This is a genomic window from Marinomonas sp. G8-14, from assembly GCF_055808935.1.
Window position 1 is genome coordinate 689,459 of the sequence record NZ_CM147891.1, and the last position, 18,620, is coordinate 708,078.

Annotated in this window: 22 protein-coding genes and 1 pseudogene; 16 read left to right on the top strand and 7 right to left on the bottom strand. The window is 43.7% G+C overall.

Annotation, left to right across the window (positions count from 1 at the left end; all coding sequences use genetic code 11):
- Positions 1 to 55: 55 nt before the first annotated feature.
- The 3 genes from AC0L6V_RS03365 to AC0L6V_RS03375 all read right to left on the bottom strand — a co-directional run bounded on the left by AC0L6V_RS03365 (position 56) and on the right by AC0L6V_RS03375 (position 998).
- Positions 56 to 343 (bottom strand): type II toxin-antitoxin system RelE family toxin, encoded by a 288-nt coding sequence (locus tag AC0L6V_RS03365; protein ID WP_265217415.1) that lies wholly within the window; start codon positions 341 to 343, stop codon positions 56 to 58.
- Complete coding sequence (locus AC0L6V_RS03370) at positions 333 to 584, bottom strand: type II toxin-antitoxin system Phd/YefM family antitoxin (RefSeq protein WP_219703656.1); 252 nt, start codon at positions 582 to 584, stop codon at positions 333 to 335. Before AC0L6V_RS03370 ends, AC0L6V_RS03365 begins: the two co-directional genes overlap by 11 nt.
- A 111-nt stretch (positions 585 to 695) precedes the next feature.
- On the bottom strand, positions 696 to 998 hold the full coding sequence (locus AC0L6V_RS03375; protein ID WP_265217417.1) for a cupin domain-containing protein: 303 nt from the start codon (positions 996 to 998) through the stop codon (positions 696 to 698).
- Positions 999 to 1,274: 276 nt separating this feature from the next.
- On the opposite strand from AC0L6V_RS03375, the gene AC0L6V_RS03380 reads away from it, so the two are divergent.
- The 9 genes and pseudogenes from AC0L6V_RS03380 (at position 1,275) to AC0L6V_RS03420 (ending at position 8,330) form a co-directional block, all read left to right on the top strand.
- Positions 1,275 to 1,841, top strand: a complete 567-nt coding sequence (locus AC0L6V_RS03380; RefSeq protein ID WP_265217419.1) for a 2Fe-2S iron-sulfur cluster-binding protein — start codon at positions 1,275 to 1,277, stop codon at positions 1,839 to 1,841.
- 58 nt (positions 1,842 to 1,899) lie between these two features.
- Positions 1,900 to 2,265: pseudogene (locus tag AC0L6V_RS03385) on the top strand (FAD binding domain-containing protein); the annotation flags it as partial.
- 141 nt (positions 2,266 to 2,406) lie between these two features.
- Positions 2,407 to 2,754, top strand: coding sequence for a hypothetical protein (locus tag AC0L6V_RS03390; RefSeq protein WP_418139067.1), 348 nt, complete (start codon positions 2,407 to 2,409; stop codon positions 2,752 to 2,754).
- Positions 2,747 to 5,065: a xanthine dehydrogenase molybdopterin binding subunit gene (xdhB, locus tag AC0L6V_RS03395; protein WP_409419372.1), complete on the top strand. Its 2,319-nt coding sequence runs from the start codon at positions 2,747 to 2,749 to the stop codon at positions 5,063 to 5,065. The genes AC0L6V_RS03390 and xdhB overlap by 8 nt, the downstream gene beginning before the upstream one ends.
- Positions 5,062 to 5,934, top strand: coding sequence for a xanthine dehydrogenase accessory protein XdhC (gene xdhC, locus AC0L6V_RS03400; RefSeq protein WP_265217422.1), 873 nt, complete (start codon positions 5,062 to 5,064; stop codon positions 5,932 to 5,934). The genes xdhB and xdhC overlap by 4 nt, the downstream gene beginning before the upstream one ends.
- 352 nt (positions 5,935 to 6,286) lie before the next feature.
- Positions 6,287 to 6,520, top strand: coding sequence for a ribbon-helix-helix domain-containing protein (locus tag AC0L6V_RS03405; protein WP_100185614.1), 234 nt, complete (start codon positions 6,287 to 6,289; stop codon positions 6,518 to 6,520).
- A gap of 184 nt (positions 6,521 to 6,704) precedes the next feature.
- The gene (locus AC0L6V_RS03410) at positions 6,705 to 6,974 is read left to right on the top strand and encodes a type II toxin-antitoxin system Phd/YefM family antitoxin (protein WP_265217423.1); all 270 of its coding nucleotides are present in this window, start codon (positions 6,705 to 6,707) and stop codon (positions 6,972 to 6,974) included.
- Positions 6,975 to 7,274: a type II toxin-antitoxin system RelE/ParE family toxin gene (locus tag AC0L6V_RS03415; RefSeq protein ID WP_265217424.1), complete on the top strand. Its 300-nt coding sequence runs from the start codon at positions 6,975 to 6,977 to the stop codon at positions 7,272 to 7,274.
- Positions 7,275 to 7,598: 324 nt separating this feature from the next.
- On the top strand, positions 7,599 to 8,330 hold the full coding sequence (locus tag AC0L6V_RS03420; protein ID WP_265217425.1) for an LEM-3-like GIY-YIG domain-containing protein: 732 nt from the start codon (positions 7,599 to 7,601) through the stop codon (positions 8,328 to 8,330).
- A gap of 184 nt (positions 8,331 to 8,514) precedes the next feature.
- Here AC0L6V_RS03420 and AC0L6V_RS03425 read toward each other — a convergent pair whose 3' ends face one another.
- The 4 genes from AC0L6V_RS03425 to AC0L6V_RS03440 all read right to left on the bottom strand — a co-directional run bounded on the left by AC0L6V_RS03425 (position 8,515) and on the right by AC0L6V_RS03440 (position 12,468).
- Entirely contained in the window at positions 8,515 to 9,762 is a 1,248-nt protein-coding gene (locus AC0L6V_RS03425; protein WP_418138772.1) for a TRAP transporter permease, read from the bottom strand.
- Between the two features lie 34 nt (positions 9,763 to 9,796).
- Positions 9,797 to 10,414, bottom strand: a complete 618-nt coding sequence (locus AC0L6V_RS03430; protein ID WP_265217429.1) for a hypothetical protein — start codon at positions 10,412 to 10,414, stop codon at positions 9,797 to 9,799.
- A 46-nt stretch (positions 10,415 to 10,460) separates the two neighbouring features.
- Positions 10,461 to 11,456, bottom strand: coding sequence for a TAXI family TRAP transporter solute-binding subunit (locus AC0L6V_RS03435; protein WP_265217431.1), 996 nt, complete (start codon positions 11,454 to 11,456; stop codon positions 10,461 to 10,463).
- Between the two features lie 85 nt (positions 11,457 to 11,541).
- Positions 11,542 to 12,468, bottom strand: a complete 927-nt coding sequence (locus AC0L6V_RS03440; protein WP_265217433.1) for a dihydrodipicolinate synthase family protein — start codon at positions 12,466 to 12,468, stop codon at positions 11,542 to 11,544.
- Between the two features lie 146 nt (positions 12,469 to 12,614).
- Between AC0L6V_RS03440 and AC0L6V_RS03445 the strand changes: the two genes are divergently transcribed.
- The 7 genes from AC0L6V_RS03445 to AC0L6V_RS03475 all read left to right on the top strand — a co-directional run bounded on the left by AC0L6V_RS03445 (position 12,615) and on the right by AC0L6V_RS03475 (position 18,597).
- Complete coding sequence (locus AC0L6V_RS03445; RefSeq protein WP_265217435.1) at positions 12,615 to 13,520, top strand: LysR family transcriptional regulator; 906 nt, start codon at positions 12,615 to 12,617, stop codon at positions 13,518 to 13,520.
- A 255-nt stretch (positions 13,521 to 13,775) separates the two neighbouring features.
- Complete coding sequence (locus tag AC0L6V_RS03450) at positions 13,776 to 14,093, top strand: antibiotic biosynthesis monooxygenase family protein (protein ID WP_265217436.1); 318 nt, start codon at positions 13,776 to 13,778, stop codon at positions 14,091 to 14,093.
- Positions 14,094 to 14,554: 461 nt separating this feature from the next.
- Complete coding sequence (locus AC0L6V_RS03455) at positions 14,555 to 15,481, top strand: hypothetical protein (protein WP_265217437.1); 927 nt, start codon at positions 14,555 to 14,557, stop codon at positions 15,479 to 15,481.
- A gap of 112 nt (positions 15,482 to 15,593) precedes the next feature.
- On the top strand, positions 15,594 to 16,094 hold the full coding sequence (locus AC0L6V_RS03460) for a hypothetical protein (RefSeq protein ID WP_265217438.1): 501 nt from the start codon (positions 15,594 to 15,596) through the stop codon (positions 16,092 to 16,094).
- Positions 16,095 to 16,107: 13 nt separating this feature from the next.
- The gene (locus AC0L6V_RS03465) at positions 16,108 to 16,668 is read left to right on the top strand and encodes a YfbU family protein (RefSeq protein ID WP_265217439.1); all 561 of its coding nucleotides are present in this window, start codon (positions 16,108 to 16,110) and stop codon (positions 16,666 to 16,668) included.
- 90 nt (positions 16,669 to 16,758) lie between these two features.
- Complete coding sequence (locus AC0L6V_RS03470; RefSeq protein WP_265217441.1) at positions 16,759 to 17,712, top strand: toll/interleukin-1 receptor domain-containing protein; 954 nt, start codon at positions 16,759 to 16,761, stop codon at positions 17,710 to 17,712.
- Positions 17,713 to 17,823: 111 nt separating this feature from the next.
- Complete coding sequence (locus AC0L6V_RS03475; protein WP_265217442.1) at positions 17,824 to 18,597, top strand: hypothetical protein; 774 nt, start codon at positions 17,824 to 17,826, stop codon at positions 18,595 to 18,597.
- Positions 18,598 to 18,620: the final 23 nt, after the last annotated feature.

Consider the following 18,620-nt stretch of genomic DNA (forward strand, 5'->3'; position numbering starts at 1 on the left):
TGTAGAAAAACCTATGAGGTTTTTTATCGAGGAGGTGAAACAAAACGGTGCGATATCAACTCACTCGAGAGGCGAGTTTTTTATAAACCGCGTCGTTGTCTCGTTTGCCAATTGCCAGCACATAAACGACGACTTCATCGTCTATGACTTCATAAGCTAGGCGGTAGCCTGAGGTTCTTAGTTTTATTTTATAGACAGAATCATAACCGCGTAGCTTTGAGGCAGGGACATGCGGGTTTTCTAGTCGCTCCGCTAGCTTCTTTTTAAATTGTGTTTGAATTTGTGGTGCTAATTTGCGCCATTCTTTTAGAGCAGCAGGAAGAAATTTTAATTTATAAGTCATCTAAACTCACTTCGATGGCTTTGGATAAATCAGTACGGCGAGCTTCAACCAGTTTTGCTAGTTCAATATCATCGGCCATCTCCATTAAAAGCTCATAGGCCTCAGCAGGGACGAGGTAAGCCGCTGGCTTATTGTGGTTTAAAATGGCGATAGCAGAGCCACCAGATTCGTTAAGTAAAGCCGTTGGGTTTTTCTTTAATTCAGAAATACTGGCTGTGTAATTGGCTAAGACTTGTCTCATAGGAACCTCAATTAAGTACTAAATTTAAGTCTTATTTTAGACCTAAATTTTTAACAGTGCTATATCTTTATCGCTCTGGCTTTATCTTTGATGCTCACCTTGGAGTGCAGACTAAGTTGGCTCTATCATCATGAAGTGTGTGTCGGGCTGTGCGACTGGGCAATGATCGACACCTTTTGGCATCACATACATATCGCCCTCATTAAGGATGATGTCGTGGGAAGATTTGAGTTTTAATGTGAGTTGGCCTTTGAAGACAATGATGACTTTTTCGTCATTCTCATGTTGATGCCAGCCAAGTTCACCGCTGCCTTTGAGAATTCTGATGGATTGTCCATTTGGCTTGGCAATGACTTTTGGTGCCCACTCTTCTGATAGCAGAGCAAATTGTTCCCTAATATTAAGTTTATTCATCATGTCCACCTTGGGTTACTTGCTTAAATTCACTTAATGATAATAAAACTCATTTGCAATTTTTTCTAGGTTGGTAAACCTTTTTTGAGCATTCAATGTATGTTTCGGTTGGATATAGTGTGTTTAGCGTTGCAAAATTGATTGTTCGGGGGAGGAGATTAGTTTTTAATTAAACTTTGTACGATTGGTCAGGTTTTTGCATTTCGACTATTATTATAACCACCATCATAGAGACTATTTTAATTAAGGAGAGCGCTTTGCAATTTATACTAAACGATGAGCCTCATCGACGATAACACGCTCCCTAGCGACTTTACAGCGTTGCGCTACTTAAGAGAAAAGCGTGGCTTAACGGGGACAAAAGAAGGCTGTGGATCTGGCGATTGTGGTGCATGTACGCTACTTGTTGGTGCGTTGGAAGACGGCGAACTTAGGTACTCGACACTCAATTCGTGCATTACGCCGATTCAATCCTTGGCGGGTAAACACATTGTTTCGGTGGAGTATTTATCAAAAGCTGGTGAATTGCACCCAGCTCAGCAAGCCATGGTGACGCATCACGGCTCTCAATGCGGCTTTTGTACACCGGGTTTTGTGTTGTCATTGGCGGGGCTTTATGAAAACGCGCAGCGCGCCGAGCAATCAATCGACCGCGAAGCGGTGTGCGACGCAATTTCTGGGAATCTATGCCGTTGCACAGGCTATCGTCCGATCATCGATGCGGGCTTGTCTATGAGTGACATGGCAAGCTCAGTGGAACCCTTCACTGAGCTAATGAGCCAAAATAATCAAGTCAAAACTCAGTTAGCAAGCCTGCAAAAAGAGCCTCAAAAACAGTCGTAATTACTTACAGCCGACAGATTTAGAACAACTTGCTCAGGCATTAAAAGCGAATCCAGCAGCGACCTTGATTGCGGGTGGAACAGACTTGATGCTAGAAAACACGCAACGCTATCGTGATTTTGACACCTTGATCGATGTATCTTGCGTGGCCGAGCTGAAACAGCTACACGTTGCAGAAACCACCTTGACCATCGGCGCATCCGTCACTTACAGCGAGCTGGAAGCGTTCAGTAAGACGCAGTATCCACAGATGAACGCTTTGTTAAGTCGCATAGCCTCTCGACAAATTCGTAACCGTGGCACCATTGGCGGCAACGTGGCGAACGCCTCACCGATTGCCGATTTACCTCCGCTATTGCTGGCGTTTGATGCCGACATCCAATTATTGAAAAATGACGGCAGCACCAGAGCTGTGAACATTTCGGACTTTTACCTAGGTTATAAGAAAACTCAATTAGCAAGCGATGAAATGATCGCCTCGTTTGATGTATCCCTCGATAAGCTCGCGCAATTCCATCGTTTTTATAAAGTCTCGAAACGCATGGAAGACGATATTTCCAGTGTTATGTTGGCGGTTCGTTTTGCAGTCGATAATGGCGAATTAAGCGATGTGCGTTTGGCGTTTGGCGGCATGGCAGCGACGCCGATTCGAGGACGCAAAGCCGAAGCCGCATTGACAGGCAAACGCATTAATGACGAGCACGCGTTAAACCAGGCCATCGAAGCATTGCGCAGTGAATTAACCCCCATGAGCGATATGCGAGCCAGCGCGGCATATCGTTTAGACATGGCATGCAACCTGATTCGCAAGGCATGGTTAGAGCTGAATGGTACCGACGTGGTGACTTTCTCAGGCCATGCTGTCAGTGACTCAATTTTATCGACAGGTTTGGAGGCAAGCACTCATGCGTAAACTGCCACAAGATTTTGCTATCTCTTCTCAAAAAGGCCTTTTGCCGATCCATGAATCGGCGATTAAACACGTAACAGGCCAAGCGATTTACATTGACGATATGCCGGAATGGCCAAATGAATTGCATGTGGCGACGGGCTTATCGACGGAAGCGCACGCGGATATTGTGTCGATCAATTTGGATAAAGTCCGTGCCTATCCCGGCGTGGTGGATGTGATTGTGCAAGCAGACATTCCTGGTGATCCAGACGTTTCCCCCGTATTAAGCGGGGATTTAATGTTGGCGGGTAATTTCGTGCATTACATTGGGCAACCGATTTTTGCCGTGGCTGCCACCAGTTTGCGCGCGGCGAAACAAGCCGTACGGTTAGCCGAGATTGTCTATCAACCGCGAGAAGCAACCTTGCATCCTCGTCAATCATTAGAGCGCCAAGAGTTTGTGCTACCCACCCATACCATTCAATGTGGTAATGCCACGGAAGCCATGGCAGCGGCGCCGCGTCGGATTAAGTCGGATTTGTATATCAAAGGCCAAGAACATTTTTACCTAGAAGGGCAAATCAGTGTGGCCGTTCCCAATGAAGACGGCGGAGTGCAGGTATTTGCGTCTTCCCAGCATCCTGCCGAAGTGCAAAAGCTGGTGGCTCGAGTTTTGGGTTTGCCTGTTGCGCAGGTGCTTGTTGAAGTGCGTCGTATGGGCGGCGGCTTTGGCGGTAAAGAATCGCAAGCCGCTGTACTTGGCTGTACCGCTGCCGTATTGGCTGTGCGTAATGGTTGTCCGGTGAAATACCGTATGCCACGCCAAGATGACATGGTACAAACGGGCAAACGTCATGATTTTTGGAACAGCTACCAAGTGGGCTTTTCCGATGAAGGGGAAATCCTCGCGGCAGAATACGACATGGTCGGCAAATGTGGCTGTACGGCAGACCTGTCCGACGGCGTGGTCGACCGCGCGATGTTTCATGCCGACAATGCTTACTTTTTACCGAATGCTCGCATCAGTGGTTATCGCGGCAAAACGCATACGGTGTCTAATACTGCTTTCCGAGGTTTTGGTGGACCTAAAGGCGTTTTGTTGGCGGAAAACGTCATCGAAGAAATCGCCTGTGCGGTAGGCAAAGATGCCTTAGATATTCGCAAACTGAATTGTTATCAAGCCGGTAAAGACACCACGCCGTATGGGCAAAAAGTTGACGACGATGTGTTGCTGACGCTGATGGAAGAATTGGAAGCCAGCTCGGATTACCGTGCGCGTCGCCAAGCGATTAATGCCTTTAACAAGCAAAACCCTTTCTTGAAAAAGGGACTGGCGCTGACACCCGTAAAATTCGGTATATCCTTTACCTCGAAACACCTAAACCAAGGCGGCGCCTTGCTGCATGTTTACACCGATGGCAGCGTGCATGTGAGCCACGGCGGAACAGAAATGGGGCAGGGGCTTTATACCAAGGTAGCGCAAATTGTTGCCAAAGCCTTTGGTATAGATTACCAGCGCGTTAACGTCGGCTCGACTCGTACCGACAAAGTCCCCAACGCCTCGCCCACTGCGGCATCAGCAGGCACGGATTTGAACGGCATGGCAGCATTGGATGCAGCGATGACGATTAAAGGTCGCTTGCAAGAATTCGCCATGGAGCATTTTGGTATCGCCGCCGATGCCTTCGCTATTGAAGACGATCAAGTCATTTTAGGCAGCGAGACCATGAGCTTCCCTGAATTTATCAAACTGGCCTACATGAACCGCGTGTCTTTATCGTCTACCGGTTTTTATAAAACGCCAAAAATTGGTTACGACCGCAAAGCCGCCAAAGGTCGACCCTTCTTGTATTACGCCAATGGCGCCGCAGTGGCAGAAGTGATCGTCGATACCTTTACCGGCGAATACAAAGTCACTCAAGTGGATATCCTTCACGACGTGGGGGATTCAATTAACGCGGACATCGACATCGGACAAATCGAAGGCGCGTTTGTGCAAGGCATGGGCTGGCTCACCTCAGAAGAACTCAGCTGGGATGATAAAGGCCGTATCACCACCAACAGCCCAGCGAATTATAAAATCCCAACCTCGGCGGACATTCCAGAAAAATTCACCGTCAAACTCTTTGATCGTGCCAACAGCGAAGAATCCGTCTATCGCTCTAAAGCCGTGGGTGAACCGCCATTGATGCTGGGGATTTCCGTTTGGTGCGCGTTAAAAGACGCCTGTGCTTCGGTCGCTGACCATAAATTCTCGCCACCATTGGCCGTGCCAGCGACACCAGAAGCGGTATTTTACGCCATGCAAGCGGCTAAGGAAGCCAGCCTATGATGTCTTCCATGAGTTGGGTTCATGCTTTACAGGAAGTAGAAAAAGCAGGGCAGGCTTGGGTGATCGCCACCGTGATCGGCACCCAAGGTTCTGCGCCGCGGGAATCCTCCAGCAAGATGATCATTACCGAGGAACACAGCTTCGACACCATCGGCGGCGGACAGCTGGAATACGCTGTCTGCCAAAAAGCCCGCGCCATGTTGCAAGATGCGTCTTCGCCTTCTCATCTGCTGGAACACTTTCCCCTCGCCGCCAAAACCAACCAATGTTGCGGCGGCGCGGTCAGCGTATTGTTGGAATATTTTCCAGAACCCGCCGACAAAATTACCATCTTTGGTATGGGACACGTAGCGACCACCTTGGTCAATGTATTGGGCAACATGCAGGCGAAAATCTCATGGGTCGACAGCCGTGAGAACCTAGCTCAAGACCACAATATTAAAGGTCTTCCGAGCAACGTCACACCGTTTTTGTATGAATCCATGTTGGAACACATCGACCACATGAGCCATAACGAAATCGCCTTAGTCATGACCCACGACCACGCCTTGGACTATCAGCTAGTGGAAGCATTATTGGATCGAAAAGACTGCCGATTCATCGGCCTAATCGGCTCGAAAACCAAAGCCCTACGCTTCAAAAAACGCCTCGTCAGCGCCTCCTTCAGCCAAGCCGAAATCGACTCAGTACATTGCCCAGTAGGACTAAACGAAATTACAGGCAAAAAGCCCTTCGAAATCGCCATCTCCATCGCAGGGCAGATTATCCAAATCACCCAAACCAAAACAGAAACGAAAAAGCGCAGCGGACTGACTTGGAAAGAAATCAACAACGCTTTAAGTGACGTGAAAGAAAGCTCAGTGGTTTAGTTAGCAGATTAAAATGAGCTTTTGGGGTTGAATTGAAACAAATGACATTCCTTCCTCGCTGTATTTTTAAAGAAAAGTACCGCCTACCTCGTAGGAATGTCATTTTTCAATTCTAGCTTGTTTAGCGGTGGTTAAAGTCTTTTGATCTCGTTCTTGGCGTTGGCCTTGCTCCACATCAACCTTGTAAGTTGTTGATTTAACTTTTTTGTAAGTCGCGGCGTTAGCCCGACAACGTAATTTTTCCCTCCCCTTATGTCTTCCAAGGGGAGGGCGAGGGAGGGGTTATTACTTTGGTGCTTTTACGTTATAACGCTACAATGTAAAGGCTACAAAGGAATCGTCGAGGCATAACATGAGTAATTTATCAAAGCGTTCAACCGTTTATTTTGAACCAGATACCCTCAAAGCGCTAAAAATGCGAGCGGCATCATCGGATGTCTCTATTTCAGAACTAATTGATGAAGCGGTACGCTTGCTGATGAGAGAAGATCAAGAAGACCTTATAGCCATATCAGAGCGTTCAGATGAGCCAGAAATGTCTTATGAAGACTTTCTGAGTGAATTAAAAATTGATGGCAAAATATAAAATCTGTATCAAAGTGCTTCAATAACCCAAAGTGTCGAGTCCCCTTTTCCTCCAACGTACTATCAGAAACAACAAGCCTTTATGGAAAAGGGCTTTGACCCGACTTCCGCGAGCATTATGCTCCTTGACCGCACCTGTTAACGGGTGCTACTAATAGCACTTAATTGCCCACTAGGTAGCCACTATGCAGATTAAATTTTCCGAGGATGTCATTCCTCTATCAGACCTTAAAATCAACCCTGGAAAGGTAGTTGGTCGAACGCAGGAAACGCATCGCCCAATTTTGCTTACCAGTCGTGGCCGTGGCGTAGCGGTTGTTCAGGGGCTAGAAGATTATGAGAAAAACGCGGAGGAACTGCAGTTTGTAAAAGCGGTAGCAAAGGGACTTATGGATGTTCGCGAAGGCAACACTGTCTCCTTGGAGGACGCCAAGAAAACCTTGGGTATCAAGTAAATGGAAATACGCATTGCACAGTCTGCTCTTGAAGATTTACAGGCTATTCAGGTGTATTACAGAGAGGAGGGTGTGCCACATATCGGTGAGGACTTCGTAACTGCTATCTTGAAGCGTTGCGGCATGCTTCAAATTCACCCCGATGCAGGCCGAATTGTTCCTGAATTCAACATGGATCATATTCGCGAACTGATAAACGCGCCATTTCGGGTTGTCTACCTCAGACAAGCTAAAGAGATTGTGCTCATACGCGTCTGGCGAAGTGAGCGGCAGCTTGAATTGACAGAAAATGAAACATAAGCAAACAACTTCGCATCCCAACCCACCCGTAGGGCATCGTAAGCGGAGCGTAATGTGCCGCGAAAGCGAAGCTTTCTTTAATGTAAATAGTTATTTTACCACCCCATAATCTATTTTATGAGCCAGTGTTTTAAAGGTTTTTTTGGATAAACGTAACGCTTACAAGGCGCTTTTTTCGTTAATTTATGGCTTATTAAAAACGGCTGTACCTTTTTTCTGTACTGATTTTCTTGAATAGTTTAATGTGAGTTTCAATTAATCATTTGGCTACTTCATCCTTTCAGGTTGAGTGTGCTTTCACGTTATTAAAGAATAAGGATGTTTATGACAGACTCAAAAATGGATTCATTTCCCCCAGAAGTGGCTGAAAAACTCCAATACTATGTCTATCGATTGATTGATCCTAGAAATGGAGAAACTTTTTATATTGGTAAGGGAAAAGGTAATCGTGTCTTTGCTCACGTGCGAGGTGATATAGAAGATGATTCGTTATCGGAGAAAATGACTAGAATCCGATCTATTCATCTCGCAGGTTTTGATGTTGCCCATGTTATTCATCGACATGGTTTATCCGAAAGCTCAGCCTTTGAGGTTGAAGCCGCACTAATTGACGCCTATCCTGGAATCACTAATATCATGGATGGGCATGGAAACAGTGATTTTGGTGCGATGCACTCATCTGAGATTATAAAGCGCTATTCTGCAGAAACAGCTAAGTTTGAGCACAAGGTTCTACTTATAAGTGTTAACCGTACTGCATTGGACAGTTCCCTTTATGAAGCAACTCGCTATGCTTGGCGCTTGAGTCAAAAGAAAGCGAGTCAGGCAGAGGTTGTACTGGCTACAGTACAAGGCTTGATTGTAGGTGCTTTTATTGCAGAAGAGTGGCTCGAAGCAAATTCAGACAATTTCTCAGGCAGGGAAAGTGTTGAAGGACGTTATGGCTTTAAAGGTGGCGAAGCGCCAATAAATATACAACAGCAATATGTTGGTAAGCGAGTTCCAGATGAGTACCGAAAAAAAGGTGCTTCGAATCCTATAAAATACACTTGGTAATTATAAGTCGTGCGACTAATGGAATTTAAGCTCAGATGAAAATAGTGTTTTTTCATCTGACCCTAAATTCCAGCCAATAACAATTAGTGCCAGATGTAAATTAAACTTTATTTTCATCTGACACTAATCCAAAAAAAGCCCTTTCAATCCGAAAGGGCTTTTTTAGGTTATTTGAATATACCCTTTATTTAGTGTGATTTAACGAATGAGTTAATGCGGGCTCCTTATTTTTTGTTAACCAGTGATAAGCCAAATAAACAAGGCTGGTTCCAATGGCTATAAGCCAGATAACACTTGCTGTTTGAGAAATCATTGCGAAGAATCCACATGCCATCATTATGATGCGTTCCAGTTTGTTCATTCTTCTTTTTGCAAACCCTATGACACCAATTGCCCAGATGACGGTTGAAAATATCAATCCAACGCCAGCCAATAAAATATCTACATAACTTCCTATAAACAGGAGCGCCTCGTCAGCAAGGAAGGCAAATGGAATGAGGAAGGCCACAGCACAGATTTTAAAGGCTTCTACACTGGTTCTCATGGCATCTGTATTAGCAACGCCGGCCGCGGCAAAAGACGCCAATGATACCGGCGGTGTTACCATCGAAAGGACGCAAAAATACATAACAAAGAAATGCGCTTGCAGCTCACTAACACCAAGCTCTTTAAGGGCTGGAACATACAATACTGCGCCAATAATGTACGCCGCAACAGTAGGAAGTCCCATTCCCATGATGATGCAGCCAAGCACTATCATGATTAAAGAAACCGTGTAAGAACCGCCTCCCATATCAATGAGTCCTGAGGCAAATTTCAGTGCTAGGTTAGATTGTATCGCGACTGAGACAACTAACCCTATTGCCATAATGGGACAAGCGATTTTTGCCGCTTGAATACCAGAGTCCAGTACCATTTGTGGGATGTTTTTTAGGTCGTAGCGTGTGTCCTTGCTTAAAAATGGCGCGATGAAACAGGTTATCGTGGCCCACACAACAGAAATTTGTGCGGAATATCCCATGACTAAGCCAATAACCAGTACCACAGGTGGCAGTAGCATGTTTAATCTGGGGAAGATGGATTTAATTTCATTGATATCTTCATCATTAAGCGTACCGGTATTGGTTTTGTTGGCATGGATTCCCGCAAAGACAAACAAGGAAAAGTAGAAGGCAAGTGCTGGGAAAATGCCCGCTAATGCGATATTGGTATAAGAGGTGGCAAGCATTTCTGCCATCACGAAGGCCGCGATCCCCATGATGGGCGGCATGAGTTGACCTCCTGTGGAAGCAATGGCCTCATAAGCCGCTGCTTTTTCTGGTGTTATGCCTGTTCGCTTCATTAATGGGATGGTAAATACGCCTGTTGCTGTCACATTGGCGACCGCACTGCCAGAAATGGTCCCCATCAAGCTAGAGCCAATAATGGCCACTTTGGCACCGCCTCCCTTGGATTTTCCAACCAGCTTAATGGCGAGGCTCTATAAAGAGCCGTCCACCACCAACTGAACTGTAAACCACGCCAAAGACGATGAAGTAAAAAATAAAGTTGGTAGAGGTTGCGGTGGTGACACCCAAGATGCCACTGGTTGTCATGCCAAAAATCTCGCTCCATTCTGTCCACGAAATATTGCTAAAGCTCATTTGTCCTGGTAGCAAATAGCCAAACACGCCATAGAGCAAAAACGTAATAATGACAATTAACAGAACATAGCCAACGGTTCTTCGAACGGCTTCTAAAAGTAAGCCGATCAAGATGGTACAAATGACAATGTCATAAGTTTCAATGGGGGAGACATTTTCAATTCGGCTAGAAAGCCTTTCACTTTCGAAGTAGTAGTAACAACCAACCACAACGACCAAGGCAAACATAAGCACCGAAATGGCTTTGTTTAAGGTTGATGATGGTTTGGTTTTTAAAAAGGGTGTGGAAAGAAAAGCGATCGCTAAAGTCAGTACTAAATGCGTTGCGCGCTCAACTAAGGGAAGATCTGGATTAAATAAAATCCAGTATTGGTAAGCCAACAACCCAAGTGCTAACCAAGCACAAGGGTCGAGCATGTATCTACGAACAAATTTTTGCATGTTTTACACCTGATTTTTATATTTATTGTTGAGGCTTAGCACGACATTATTTTAACAGGCCAATTTCTTTGTAATAACGAATGGCGCCTGGGTGCAAACGAATACCATTTTTTTCCGGCTTAGCCGCATCTTCAAGCTTAAATGCCTTCCAAGCTTTAAAGTCATTGCTGAGCTGGTCCATATTTTCAATGACAATTTTGGTGATTGAGTAGGCGGTATCATCACTCATTTTCGAACTGACGATTAAGTGCGTACCAAAATCTCCGCCAATATTACTGTCAGTTTGTGCATCAAACCATTTTCCGTAGCTGCCTTTTTGTAGACCTAGCGAGGCCATGACGTCCAACGCTCTTTCTGACATGTCTAAGAACTCAATGTCACCAGTTAAGCTGATTTCAGTAATAGACGGGTGTCCTTGTAAAATGGTATCAAAATAAAGATCTACCCGTTTATCTCTGATTAACCCGGACATTTGTGAGGAATCCACTTGGAGGATACTGCCACCTTGGGATTTAATCTTATCTCTATCTAAGCCATAGGCAGCGAGAATGGCTTCCACAACGGGAGGAATATTAGAGCCAGCAGGTTTCATCATAATGTTTACTGGACGGTCTGATTTCAAAATATCATCCAAAGACTTGAAACCATTTTCTTGCATATATTCTTTGCGAACGATGGCGCCGATATAAACAGGATTGAGGCCGCCTACTAAAGAACGAATATGTGTCGCTGAATTTCCTTGGTACAGCAACATACCTTCAGAAGCCCAGCGAGAAGTGGCCACGTTTGATAACGCAATATCTGCCTTGCCAGATTCAACCACCATGGGATTGGCCACACCGCCGCCGCGGGCAATGATCTCAATATTTAATTTGGAATCTTTTTCTTGCACCATCCTTTGGATGGCCGCAGCGCCAACATACCAACCTGATCCAACAGGCATTGCGCCTAGTTTTAATTCTTCAGCTTGGGTAGGTAGCGAAAGTACACTTGTAAAAATAAGAGCTGAAGCAAGCAGAGAAAACTTATTAATTATTTTCATTATCTTGTTCTCCTTAATTAAGGGCAGCCGTGACCGCCCTTATGAAAATGTATTTCAGTGTATTTAAGGCAATATAATTTTTCTATTAAATTATACCTGCAGAGCGTAATGCGTCCGCAATTTCAACGTCTGCTCCTTCGGCAAGAGGTAAAAGCGGAGAACGTACCGTTGCGTGCTCCAAAATGCCTCGAGCAACCAAGGCGTGTTTTAGTGCCACAGTACCTTCCATGTGAGATCCACGGTGATAGACGTTTTTAGTGACTGGCAAAAGTTGATCGTGAATGGCTCTAGCCGTAGGGTAATCTTTGGCTTTACCCGCTTCGATCAGTTTAACCAATAATTCTGGTGCCACGTTACCGTAACCAACCAAAAGACCATCGACATCAAACATAGTGTGCAATAGATATTCGTCATGGCAGCTTAGAATCTGCAGGTCTGGTCGTTCTGCACGAATCACTGGGATTTCAGTGTCCCATCTTTTCATATTACGGACACCGTTTTTCATCGCAAAAACACCAGGTTGAGCGGAAATTTCAAGCTGTGTTTCTAGATCGTAAGTACATTTTGTCGCGTCTGGATATTGGAATAGGATTAGCGGTAAACCACTGTCTTCATAGCAGGCTCTGTATTTGTCTTGTGGCGCGCCTTTTTGATAACCAAATCGTAGCCAGCCGTGTGAAGGGTACAATAAACCGGCTTTTGCACCTGCTTCCACCGCATTGCGACATTCTGCCGCCGCGACTTCTGTGCCTTCTCTGGTGATGCCCGCGATGATAGGGATTTCATCGTTAACCGATTCAACAAATGCTTCGATCACTTTCATTTGTTCTTTTTCAGATAGGAATGTGCCTTCACCAGCATGCCCCAAAACAGTAAGGCTTTTCACGCCATCAACACTTTTCAGCCATGAACCAAGTTTTTGAATTGCCTTGAAGTCGACAGTGCCATCGCGATTAAAAGGAGTGACAGGAGCAGGGTTCAGTCCACGAAGGTCTATATCAATTTTATTCATTAGATTTACCTTTAATTATTATGTTGTTGGTTTTGTGTGGCTCTGTTTGGGTTAAGAGCACGTAAATTAGGATAGAATTTGTTTTGCTATGTGAATACTGTGAAAGTAGTATTTCTGATATGTATAAAACGTATGGGTTGTAGGGCATGAATTACGAAGTATGGAAAACCTTTGTCGACGTTTGTGAACTGGGGAGCTTGAGTAAAGTGGCGTCGCTTCATGGTATTAGCCAGCCGCAAGTGAGTCGCCAAATGAAGACAATTGAAGAGGCGTTTAATTGTCAGCTATTTATACGAACGGGCAGAGGGGTCGAACTCACTGACTTGGGAAAACGCATAGAACCCGAGGTCAGGAACTGGTTACAGCATACGGAACAGCTTGAAAACAGCATCCGAAACACCTCGGGCATTCCTATTGGCAAAGTGAGATTGGCAATTATGCCATCAACGGCGGCGCCATGGCTAAGAGAAGTGTATAAACTTGCCAAAGAGCGCTACCCAGGAATACAGCTAGAGGTTAGAGAAGCGCAGGGCAATCAATTGGAAAACTGGCTAGAAGAAGGGCGTGTTGACTTGGCGTTACTGTTTCGACATTCCATCGATGATAAAGGTGGCGATATTTACTTACGTGACACTGCGACCTTTTTAGTTGGCCCTCCCAATGACCCATTAACGGCGAATCCTACCATTGAGTTCAGCGAAATAAATGGCATTCCACTAACGTTATTTTGTCGTCCTAGTAGCTGGAGAGATAGATTGGACGTACTAGCAAGACGATACGAGATCGAACTGAATGTGGTACTGGAAGCCGACTCATTATCACTTCAGACCCATGCGGTCGCTTCTGATAAATGCTATGCAATGCTAGGTGCTTACGCCAGTGAATCCGCGCGTAATCTATTGGGCTTATCCGTTTCTCGTATCATTGCACCAGGCATTAAACGATACCTAGCATTATCTATGTCACCGCACGGGCAATTGACCCTCGCCATCAAAAAAGTCAAAGAACTCATCAAAGAAGTATCGGAAAAATACCCACCAGGATTTGAGTAAAGGTTAATGTTGCTTTTTTTAACTCTCTCTTTGCGTTCGCCTTGCATCACATCAATCGCTATCTTCAATCCTTGTGCACAACTTGAATATACAATTGATTCTTTATCACTAGGGTTTTTGACTGCCTTGTTTGATAAGTAATCAAAAACTGCGAGCTTTTACTGGTGACTGATTAGAAAGTCTCTTAGTATCAATGGATAAAGAGAATAGCGCGCATGCGTATGAACATAATGTTGAATACCCAAAGGAGCAAAGATGTCTCTCATCGCGAACACACCTAATCCGCCATACTACGCGGTAATTTTTACATCTCACCGCACTGAAGGTGATAGCGGTTATGGTCAAATGGCAGATCGAATGGTCGAACTAGCTTCAAAACAACCAGGTTTTTTAGGCATAGAATCGGCACGAGAGGATGTTGGAATTACAGTGTCATATTGGTCTGATCTTGAGTCCATCAGGCAGTGGAAAGCACATGCCGAGCATCAACAAGCCCAAAAACTTGGCCATGAAAAATGGTACTCATCATTCAAAACTCGCATATCGAAGGTAGAGCGCGACTACGGTATTTAGCAAACCAATGCATCCTATCTCAATACGCTGCGCTTCTTTGGGTGCCTTATTGAGGTGTTAGCTATTTTCCGGAATTTAGGGTCAGATGAAAAATAGCAATCGTTAGCACTTGGTGCTATCAGTGTATAAAGCGGATCAGGTCATACTGGCTGAGGGAATTACTTGCCTCTTTGGTTAAATCGCGCTACAAAAGAGCAAATAAAGAATCGACATAGCGGCGATCAAAGACCATCTGAAGCGGCATCGTCCAAACAGATTTTGGTATCTAGCGAGTTATATAACAGGGAAGTCCTACCATGAAAAAAGCAAATCCCCTATATAGACAACGCAGCCGTTCAACAGTGGGTTATAGCCGCAGCTACGCTGCTGTATAACCCTTAATTGTTAACCAGACTGAACAATCATGCGATGTGGTGAAGGGAATGGTAAGGAAGACAATAATAACTGGCAATGGATTAGGCATGGCAATTAATCCACGAGCTTTTTCTTTAAGTACCGCATTGCAGGAAGTCTGGGATGAAGAGCACATACTTACTGACGATGATAAAAAGCTGATTTCCAAATGTATTAGACACGATGGCGCGCCAAGAAGTGAAGATGAGTTAGATGTTTTGCATCTTTCGGTTGCGTCCTGTGATCTGCTTGAAAGCATAGCCGAGCCAGAGCACAACATTCATTGGCTGTCTGAGATAGGTAGACGTTTTCCAGTAGCCACAAGGAATTATATCCATAAAGTTTCCAGCTATTTTCATGGGCGAAACGTTTCTTTACCAGAATTCTTTGCCGATCCTCTTGTTGAGTTCGTGAGAGAAACTAAATCACATGTTGCGACGCTTAATTATGATTCTTTGATTTATGATAGGTTTATAGAAAGCGGTATTTTGAATGGCTACAATGGATTTCTCATTGATGGGATGCTTGATAGCGGTTTTTCAGAAAATGCATTGGAACGCCGTCATGGGAATAACTTCGGTTACTATATGCACCTGCACGGGTCCCCTTTATTCTATGATGATAATGGTGTCACGAGAAAGCTATCGCGTTACTACTTAAATGTAAATCAGCAAGAGCATGGCCGCCATATCGTGCTTACTCATGTAAAGCATAAAGTTTCAGTCATAAATAGCTCGGAAGTTCTTTCTGCATACTGGCGATATCTTGGCTTTTGCCTCGGGGAGTCAGATGAAATTATATTGTTTGGATATTCAGGGCTGGATAAGCACTTGAATAAGCTTCTTCAGCCTTATTCGGAAACAAGGTGTGTGAGGGTTGTTGAGTGGGATGGTACTGGGAAGAATGCAGAGAGGCTCAGTTTTTGGAGAGGGGTTATAGGTCGTAAAGTTGAGTTGTTGCAGTTTGAATCAATTCTTAATTTTAATGAGTGGTAAGGGTTAACAATGCCAAGCACAGCGACAGCTTTTTCCTTGCGGCTTCGCCTTCACTACAAAACTGCGCGTGTTGGCGGCGTTAGGCAATCCTAAAGAACAACCTGGGGAATAAATGGAAAGTATATTGTCAATACTAGGATCGGTTGCATCTATTGGGGCTGCGATATGGGCATTTATTGAAGCTGGTAAGGCTGCTGATTCCGCGTCTCAGGCAGTACAAGTTAGAGACGAGATGATCGATCGTAGGCGTTTAGTTGAGGTTTCAAAAGTTCATGCCCAAACAGATAGAATTTTATCCGTTGTATCGAAGATAGGGCCTTCATGTAATATCAAAAAGCTAAAAGGCGTCGACTTTCATGGTATTGCAAAGGAAGTGGAGGAGTATGCAAGGTTTCTGAATGAGCAAAGCTCAAATTTCTCTGAACTTTTTGAAAATAAAGCTAGCTCACTGTGTAGTGAGTTAAATGAGGATATTGAAGCATTATCAGATGCTTCTGACCCCGAATCCATTAAAGAAGTTGGGAAGAGGATTTATTACAAGATTAATAGCTTCATGCCCTTTGTGAAAGATCTCGCTGACGAGCGTCAGGAACGTCCTGTCTCAGCTAAATAATTTGGAAGGTAATATGAAAATATCAGATGGTGAAAAGTTAATACTCCTGATGCTAAGTGAGCTGTATGAAAATTTAGAAATAGACGGTGAAATTGAGCCTAAATTTATACAGTCTGCAATCTTTAGTAATAACTTATGGGCAATACCTTGGAAATATTCTGGGATACCTTTTGAAGATCAAGATGATCCAGAAATTGTTAAAGAGGTCCTTGATATACTGGATATGTGGAGCTTTATTGAGCATAGTTATGAGCAGCTGTCAGCAGAAGAAAAAGCACATCTAGAAGAGGCTGCGAAACCGTTTGGAAAAGACCCTAAGTTTCCTGGGTTTGATGGAAACAATGAATCTTCCTATATGGGAATTGCATCTTTTATTGTTAATGAATTAGAGCGATTTGAAGAATTCAAAGGTAGAAATTTTAATTCTCATTGCCCATCTTTAGATGGGCATGGAAGAATGCTTTCAGTTTTTGAAAAAATTCGAAAAAACATGAACTTTGGCCCATTATCTGTAGATGATTTAACCCGCATTCTTAAAGAGCGAATTCATCCAAGTAACAGAGAAAATGCCTAACAAGGCCAGCCAGAGGGATGCAAAAACCGCCTCTTCTCTATTGTTTTTTCACCCCTGCTGGCGGCGTTATAAGCACAAAATGGAGTATTTATGCATCCCAAAGTTTTTGTAAGTCACGCAAGTGAAGATAAAGAAAGGTTCGTAACAAATTTCGCAACAAAGTTGCGTGAAAATGGTGTAGATGCTTGGCTAGACAAGTGGGAAATGCTACCAGGTGACAGCCTAGTTGATAAGATCTTTGAAGAAGGCTTAAAAGAAGCTCAAGCAGTGATTATAGTGCTTTCAAATTACAGCATAAAAAAACCGTGGGTTCGTGAAGAGTTAAATGCAAGCATTGTTGCCAAACTATCTAAAGGTACAAAAATAATTCCAATTGTATTAGATGATTGTGAGGTTCCTCAATCGCTAACATCAACTCTTTGGGAGTCAATTCCTGATCTAAAAAATTACGATCAAAACTTTAAGCGAGTCTTGTCTTCAATTTTTGGCGCTACAGATAAACCAGCGCTGGGCAAGACTCCTGGACATACGACATCTGTGTATCATGAGATTGGAGGCTTAACCAAGGCGGATAATTTGGTTTTAAAAGAATCTTGTGAATACGCCATTGAAAATGATGACCTTATGATCAACCCAGAGTCATTGTTTGGGGATGGAGAAAAATTAGGATTCAGTCGAGCTGAAATCAAAGACTGCATTGAAGTATTGGAACAGAATGGATACCTTGATGTATCTCGATATCTTGGAGGTGGTGGAAACACTTACTCATGCCATTTCAAAATAACTACATATGGTCTAGATAACTACGCTAGGTCCTATATCCCCGACTATTCAGAAACACTGGAAAAGATCGTTAGCCTTATCGTCAATGAAGACGTAAATTCAAATGCGGGCATTCAAGAAAAATTTGATAAACCTATCTTAATTATCAATCACGTATTGAACGTATTAGAGTCAAATAACCATGTTAAATTATCCAAAACTATTGGTGGCATGGTTCGTATATATAATGTTTCAGCAAGTCTGCGCCGAGCATTGGCGTAGCGTGCTTATAACAAACGCATGTTGTCGGACTGGTTTTCCGCTGCGCTCCAAACCCGCCACAAATACTGGCGTTATGTGACTACCAAGTACTTTCTTTACAGAGGTGTTTTTATGCGGAATTTAAAAGGAAAAATTAAAATAATAGATAAATTAATTTTGGATGATACACCTCAAAGCCTAGTCTACGCTGCTCTTGAATGTAGACTAGCAATCGAATTGATTTGTTACGAAAGATTAAAAGTATCAATAGGAAAAATGTCTAAAAATGAAGTCGATTGGCAACCTAAGAAAGTAATCCGACAAATTTTGGCAGAAGAAAACCCAAACGCGACTCAGGAGTTAAGACTTTCAATTTCAACTGAGCCTAATGAAGAATCTGATGATAACCCATCTTTGGAGGAATTTAAGGCAAAGTCATATGTTAAGCTTGGTACGCAATCAGAGTTAGATATAAATAAGTTAGCTAGATCTTACCAAGCTTTATCTAATTTAGCCCTTCATGTTTCTGTACCCAAAAATCAAACAATTCAGACATATGGTGACGCTAAAAAAATTAAGCGGAAATTAGAAGAAGCTCTTGTTCAGCTTAGAGCGGTTAGCTGCGGTAATCTTGTATTAGGAGGTATCGGACCAGAGTACAAGTTTCAATGTCTAGCATGTGATTCTTTAATAACCCGAAAGGTTTCTGCATTACACGATGGTAAGATAGTTCACTGTAATTCGTGCATTGAAAGTTACTTAATATCTATAAGTGATGGGGAAATCTTTCACTCTCGCAATGTATATGAAGTACCTTGTGATACTTGTGGTACGGCATCTCTTGTTCCTAAAAATTTATTTAGGAATATGAATGTAGAGGAATGCCACTGTATAGGGACTACTTAAATGATCAATCTAGGGATTAACCG